The sequence below is a fragment of the Myxococcus sp. AB025B genome (assembly GCF_006518215.1).
In the GTDB taxonomy this organism is placed as follows: Bacteria; Myxococcota; Myxococcia; order Myxococcales; family Myxococcaceae; genus Myxococcus; species Myxococcus fulvus.
This window is the reverse complement of record NZ_SRLW01000461.1, coordinates 1-5,482: the sequence shown is the minus strand read 5'-3', so window position 1 is coordinate 5,482 and position 5,482 is coordinate 1. Positions and strand designations below refer to the sequence as shown.

At 70.7% G+C, this 5,482-nt stretch carries 8 protein-coding genes; 1 reads left to right on the top strand and 7 read right to left on the bottom strand.

Annotated elements, in window-relative coordinates:
- Positions 1-989, top strand: a 989-nt coding sequence (locus FL311_RS44555; RefSeq protein ID WP_194869583.1) for a hypothetical protein, incomplete at its 5' end; no start/stop codon positions are given.
- 17 nt (positions 990-1,006) lie between these two features.
- On the opposite strand, the gene FL311_RS40775 is transcribed toward FL311_RS44555, so the two are convergent.
- The 7 genes from FL311_RS40775 to FL311_RS40745 all read right to left on the bottom strand — a co-directional run.
- A complete protein-coding gene (locus tag FL311_RS40775) occupies positions 1,007-1,561 on the bottom strand; it encodes a DofB protein (RefSeq protein ID WP_223747628.1) in 555 nt (184 codons plus the stop codon).
- Between the two features lie 171 nt (positions 1,562-1,732).
- Positions 1,733-2,359, bottom strand: coding sequence for a bifunctional phosphoribosyl-AMP cyclohydrolase/phosphoribosyl-ATP diphosphatase HisIE (gene hisIE, locus FL311_RS40770; RefSeq protein ID WP_141333027.1), 627 nt, complete (start codon positions 2,357-2,359; stop codon positions 1,733-1,735).
- Positions 2,359-3,135 carry a histidinol-phosphatase gene (gene hisN / locus FL311_RS40765; RefSeq protein ID WP_141333026.1) on the bottom strand — a complete coding sequence of 259 codons (777 nt, stop codon included), beginning with the start codon at positions 3,133-3,135 and terminating at the stop codon, positions 2,359-2,361. Before hisN ends, hisIE begins: the two co-directional genes overlap by 1 nt.
- Positions 3,136-3,373: 238 nt before the next feature.
- Positions 3,374-4,135: an imidazole glycerol phosphate synthase subunit HisF gene (gene hisF, locus FL311_RS40760; RefSeq protein ID WP_141333025.1), complete on the bottom strand. Its 762-nt coding sequence runs from the start codon at positions 4,133-4,135 to the stop codon at positions 3,374-3,376.
- Entirely contained in the window at positions 4,135-4,671 is a 537-nt protein-coding gene (locus FL311_RS40755) for an imidazoleglycerol-phosphate dehydratase (protein ID WP_141333024.1), read from the bottom strand. The genes hisF and FL311_RS40755 overlap by 1 nt, the downstream gene beginning before the upstream one ends.
- Positions 4,668-5,171, bottom strand: coding sequence for a HisA/HisF-related TIM barrel protein (locus FL311_RS40750; RefSeq protein ID WP_141333023.1), 504 nt, complete (start codon positions 5,169-5,171; stop codon positions 4,668-4,670). Before FL311_RS40750 ends, FL311_RS40755 begins: the two co-directional genes overlap by 4 nt.
- A partial coding sequence (locus FL311_RS40745) for an imidazole glycerol phosphate synthase subunit HisH (RefSeq protein ID WP_368668618.1) occupies positions 5,168-5,482 on the bottom strand: 315 nt, incomplete at its 5' end. The genes FL311_RS40750 and FL311_RS40745, both read right to left, overlap by 4 nt.

Sequence of the window (5,482 nt, the reverse complement as noted above, 5' to 3'; positions counted from 1 at the left end):
CCCCCGCCACGCTCGGCTCGCCCGACTGTCTCGCCCTGGAGCGGGCCCTGGACGCCGCCCTGCGCGCCCCCGAGGTCCCCAGCGTCCTGGACGATGCCCGGGCGCGCCTGAAGGCCTGCGCCCAGCCCACCGCGCGCGCCTGCGAGCTGGGGCCGGCCCTGAATGCCCGGGCCCCGTTCAGCCAGGGAGTGGACACTCCGCTGCGGGGCCTCCTGGCCTCGCTGTGCGAGCAGTGCCCGGGCCGGGTGAACCCCTGCGCGCAGCGCGTGGGGCAGGCCCTGCTGGACGCCACCGTGGGCCGCGCGCCGGAGGTCCCGGAGCTGCTGTGGAACCTGGAGCACGCGGGGCAGGGCACGGCGGGGGCCTGCGACACGCTCGTCCGGTTGGGGCTGGCCCCGGCCGCGCAGGCGGACATCACCCTGCCCCCGACGGTGCTCCCGCTGCTGGAGGGCCTGGCGCCCCGCTGCCACGGAGCCGGGCACCTCCCCCTGTCCGTGTTGCGCGCGGCGGCACTCCAGCAGGGGGACAAGGTGCCCACGCTCCGGACGCTCGTCAGCGCGCCGCGCGTGGAGACCGAGCCGGTGAAGCCGGATCAGCTCACCGGCGCCCAGCCCGGCTTCCAGGCCTTCGACGGGGACGAGAACACGCGCGTCGCGGTGAGCAACGCCGCGAAGACCTCACGCTGGGCGGCGGATGGGGCGCTGCGCGCGGGCTACGCGCCCACGCTCAAGCACCTGGTGGGCGTGCGCGTCCGGGCGAAGGGCGCGGGCACGCTGCGCGCCATCGTGCGCACCCCGAAGGGCGTGGGGCTCAGTGACCCGGAGGGAGGCTTCTCGTTCGTGAACCCCACGGTGTGCCGCTACCAGGGCACGGGCGCGTGGGAGAGCTGCGTGCTGACCGTGCCGCAGGTGGACGTGGACGCGGTCAGCGTGTTCCCCGAGAGCGCGGACGGCCAGCTCGCGGAGCTGGAGATACTCGGCGCCCGGTGAGCGGCGCCGGGGCGGCCTCAGGCGACGAGGCCGCGCTCCTTGGCGAGCTGGAAGATGGGCGCCGCGTCCTTCTTCAGGACGGTGCTCACGTCCTTGACGATGGACTCGCCCGACTTCGCCACCGACAGGAAGTTGTCGAAGGTGCGGGTGAGGATGAGCACGCCGGAGATGATGACCCGCTGGAGGTTGTGCTGCAGGTCCGTGCCCTCGTAGATGAGCCACGCCTGCTCGACACACTTCTTGCGCGCGTCCACCAGGAAGTTGTTGAGGATGGTGCGCTCGTTCGCGTCGGGCACCTTGGACTTCGGGCTCACGGAGCCGATGTAGATGAGGCGCGTGTTGAGGCTCGTCGCCGCCTCTTCCATCTGAGCCAGGATCGCCGCGACGTCCTCCTTGGTCGGAGGATTCTGCCAGCGGGAGAAGATGACTCGGTCGATGAGCTCTGCCTTGTACGTGGTGGGGCCGTTCACGATGCCTCCGGTGAGGCGGACGGTTTCGATGCCACGAAGCGCCCGGCCGGCGTTCTCCACTGCGCCGCGCGTCTGGATGTGTAGCAGGAACACTCCTTTCATTGAAGAGAGTCACTGCTGGGGGCGCGCACCTCTTCGTCGCAGTGCGACTGTGAGGATGCAGCCGTGACGGACAAATCCCGCTGGGTCGACGCTGACACGTCCGGAATTCGGGGGCTGATACGTGGAATGTCCGGACAGCCCCGCGTGGATTTCACGTGAAGTGTGACGGCCTCATCTCGTGTCGCTGGAGACCTGGGGTGCCGCGCGACGAGCGAGCACGGCCTTCACGTCCTCGAGCGAGAGCCCCAGGGGCTTGATGGCGACGAGCAGGTGGTAGAGCAGGTCGGCGGCCTCCTCCACGGCGCGGCTCGCGTCCGCGTCCGCGCAGGCGGTGACCAGCTCCGCGGCTTCTTCCCCCAGCTTCTTGAGGCGCAGGTTCCTGTCGCCGAGCAGGCGTCGCGTGTAGCCGGGCTTCTCGTCTCGCGCCGGGGCGTGTGAAGCGCGCTCGGTGAGCGTGGCGTCGAGCGCGGCGAGCGCATCCCAGCGACCGGTGCCGAAGCAGGTCTCCTCGCCGGTGTGACAGGCGGGGCCGGCCTTGTGGACGCGGGCGAGCACCGCGTCCCTGTCGCAGTCCGCGGACAGCGAGACGACGCGTTGGGTGTTCCCGCTGGTGGCGCCCTTGTGCCAGAGGCCTCGCGAGCGGGAGCGGTAGTGCATCTCGCCGGTGGCGAGTGTGTGCTCCAGGGCCTCGCGGTCCGCGTGCGCGACCATCAGCACGTCGCCCGTGGCCGCGTCCTGGGTCACCACCGTGACGAGCCCGTTGCCCTTGGTGAAGTCGAGTGTGTCCAGGTCCAGCATCAGGGGGTCCTCGTCGCGCCCAGGCGCTCGCGGGAGAGTCGGGCCAGCGCCGCGTTGGTGGCGATGCCGTTGCCGCCGAAGGCGGTGCGCTGGCCGGTCCAGTCGGTGAAGACGCCGCCGGCTTCCTCGATGATGGGCTGGAGCGCGGCCGCGTCCCAGGGCGAGAGCAGCTCGTCCACCATCACCTCCGCGCGCCCCGTGGCGACGAGCAGGTAGCCGTAACAGTCACCCCAGGTGCGCGACACGGCCGCGTCACGTGTGAAGCGGCGCCAGGCCTCGCCTCGTTCGGGGAACTGGGAGAAGCGCTCGTCGGTGGAGAGGACCACCGCGCGGGCGAGGTCGGATTGTCCGGAGACGCGGGCGCGCTGGCCGTTCCAGAAGCAGCCTTCTCCTGGAGCGGCGACGAGCAGCTCGCCCACCGCGGGGAAGTACGCGGCCCCCACGAGGATGCGCTCCCCTTCCGCCAGTGCGACGAGCGTGCCCCACAGCGGCACTCCGCGGATGAAGCTCTTGGTGCCGTCGATGGGGTCGAGAATCCAGCGACGCTTCGCGCCGGGGCGTGTCTCACCGAACTCCTCGCCGAGGATGCCGTCCTCGGGGAAGCGCGTCTCAAGCCACTCGCGTGCCGTCTGCTCCGCGGTGCGGTCCGCCACGGTGACGGGTGTGCCGTCGCTCTTGGTGTCCACCGCGATGCCTCCCCGGAAGAATTTGAGCGCGACGTCACCCGCCGAGCGCGCGACCTCCGCCGCCGCCTGCATCAGTCCCTGGGTCGTCATCTCATGCTCCTGTTGCCCACCGTGTTCGTCCGAAGCGACCGGAGGGGCTTGAGCGAAGCACCGCCGCTGGCAGGCACCCCTCGGGGCTCGGGCTCGCGCGTCGCACCGTGAAGAGTCCGAGTCATTTCGTGCCCCCGTGCTCCGCGGCGCGACCGGGTGATGATGTTCCTCGATGCGGGCGCGATGTCGCGAAGACATCGCGCCTCGGACACGCGCATCGCGCAGCGAAAGGTCCGGGTCATGGCGTGCTCCGAATCGGCAGGCCGCTCGAACGCAGGAGCGACTTGATGGCGCCCACCGTCGTGAGCCCATCGTGGAGGATGCCCGCCACCAGCGCCGCGTCCGCGCCACCTCGCGTGAGCCCGTCCCTCACGTGCTCCGCGCTGCCCGCGCCACCCGAGGCGATGACGGGCACGGCGACCGCGTCCACCACCCTCCGGGTCAGCTCCAGGTCGTAGCCCGAACGCGCGCCGTCCTGGTCGATGCTCGTGAGCAGCACCTCCCCTGCCCCACGCGCCACGCACACCTGGGCCCAGGTCACCGCGTCCAGCTCGGTCGGCCTTCGCCCTCCATGCGTGTAGACGCGGTAGCGCTCCCCCTCCTTGCGAGCATCGATGCTCGCCACCACGCACTGGGCTCCGAAGCGCTCGGCGCACTCGGTCAGCAGCTCAGGCCGAGCCACCGCCGCCGAGTTGATGCTCACCTTGTCCGCTCCCGCGCGCAGCGCCCGGCCCACGTCCTCCACCGTGCGCACACCGCCGCCCACCGTCAGCGGAATGAACAACTGCTCCGCCGTGCGCCGCACCAAATCCCAGAGCGTCTCGCGCTCCTCTTCGCTCGCGGAGATGTCGAGGAACGTCACCTCGTCCGCGCCTTCCTGCTCGTAGCGCAGCGCCAGCTCCACCGGGTCGCCGACGTCGCGAAGCCCCTCGAAGCGGACCCCCTTCACCACCCGGCCGCCCTTCACGTCCAGACAGACGATGAGTCGTCGCGTGAGCATCACGTCACCTCCAGGGCCACGGAGCCCTTCATGCTGAACACCGTGCCGCCATCCACCATCGCGTCCCGCAGCGCGAGCCCCAGCGCCTTGAACGCGGCCTCCGTCACGTGGTGACGGTCCTTCCCACGCAGCACCCGCAGGTGCAGCGTCACCTTCGCGTGCTCGCAGAACGAGCGCATCCAGTGCTCGTACAGCCGGTTCTTCAGCGGCCCCTCGTAGAAGAAGCGTCCCCCCGCATCCAGGCATGCCTGCACCAGCGCGTCGTCCATGGGAATGGTCCGCTCCGCGAAGCGCGCCGCCGTCGCGGGAATCACCCGCTGCACCGCCGTCCCCAGCGTGATCGCCACGTCCTCCATCAGGTGGTGCTTGAGGTCACCCCGCGCATGCAGCTTCAAGTCGAGCCCCGCGTAGCGCCCGAAGGTGGAGAGCATGTGGTCGAAGAACACGAGCCCCGTGTCCACCTGCGTCGCCCCGCGACCGAGCGACACCTCCACGCGCACCTGCGTCTCCTTCGTCTCCCGAGTGACCAGGGTCATTCCGCGAACTCCCGCGCGACTTCGCGCGCATCCAGCCGTCCCGTGTACAGCGCCATGCCGATGACCGCTCCGTACGCCCCCGCCGAGGCCAGCGCCCGCAGGTCGTCCATCGTCGTCACGCCCCCAGACGCGTAGAGCCGATGACGAGTGCGCTCCACCACCTCGCGCATCAGGGACAGGTCCACGCCCTCCAGCTGTCCTTCCTTGTGCACCGCCGTCACCAACAGCCCACCGAGCGCCAGGGGCTCCAGCACCGCGAGGACCTGGTCCAGCGTCCTGCCACTCCCCGCCGTCCAGCCTCGCGTCACCACCCGAGCGTTGGAGCCACGCCCCAGCGCCGCGTCCAGGTCGACGACGTGAAAGGAACGGAAGCCGAAGCCACGCCAGTGCCGAAGCGCGTCGAGCGGGTCATCCACTCGCACCCGCTCCGCGTCATACGAGCCTCCGACGAGCTGCACACAGGCCCCCTCGCGCAGGTCGATGGCTGGGATGGCCCTCATGAGCGCACCTCACGGAGGAACGCCCGCACGAAGGCCACACCCGAGGCCGACGACTTCTCCGGGTGGAACTGCACACCCACCACCTTCCCTCGGCGCACCGCCGCGGCAAAGCGGTCCTCCTCGTGCGTCGTCCACGCGGTGACGAGCGACGGGTCCGCCACCCGGCACACGTAGCTGTGCGCGTAGTACACGGTGTCCAGCTTCGCTCCGGACAACGTGCTGTCCTCGTCCACCTGGTTCCAGCCGATATGCGGCACCCGCCGGGCCGCCAGTCGCTGCACGTGGCCCGCGAAGTAGCCCAGCCCCTTCCC

Excerpts from the sequence above, each read along its gene's own strand:
- hisN (WP_141333026.1), bottom strand. The coding sequence starts at position 3,135 with ATGACGACCCAGGGACTGATGCAGGCGGCGGCGGAGGTCGCGCGCTCG.
- FL311_RS40775 (WP_223747628.1), bottom strand. The coding sequence starts at position 1,561 with ATGAAAGGAGTGTTCCTGCTACACATCCAGACGCGCGGCGCAGTGGAG.
- FL311_RS40755 (WP_141333024.1), bottom strand. The coding sequence starts at position 4,671 with ATGACCCTGGTCACTCGGGAGACGAAGGAGACGCAGGTGCGCGTGGAG.
- hisIE (WP_141333027.1), bottom strand. The coding sequence starts at position 2,359 with ATGCTGGACCTGGACACACTCGACTTCACCAAGGGCAACGGGCTCGTC.
- FL311_RS40750 (WP_141333023.1), bottom strand. The coding sequence starts at position 5,171 with ATGAGGGCCATCCCAGCCATCGACCTGCGCGAGGGGGCCTGTGTGCAG.
- hisF (WP_141333025.1), bottom strand. The coding sequence starts at position 4,135 with ATGCTCACGCGACGACTCATCGTCTGTCTGGACGTGAAGGGCGGCCGG.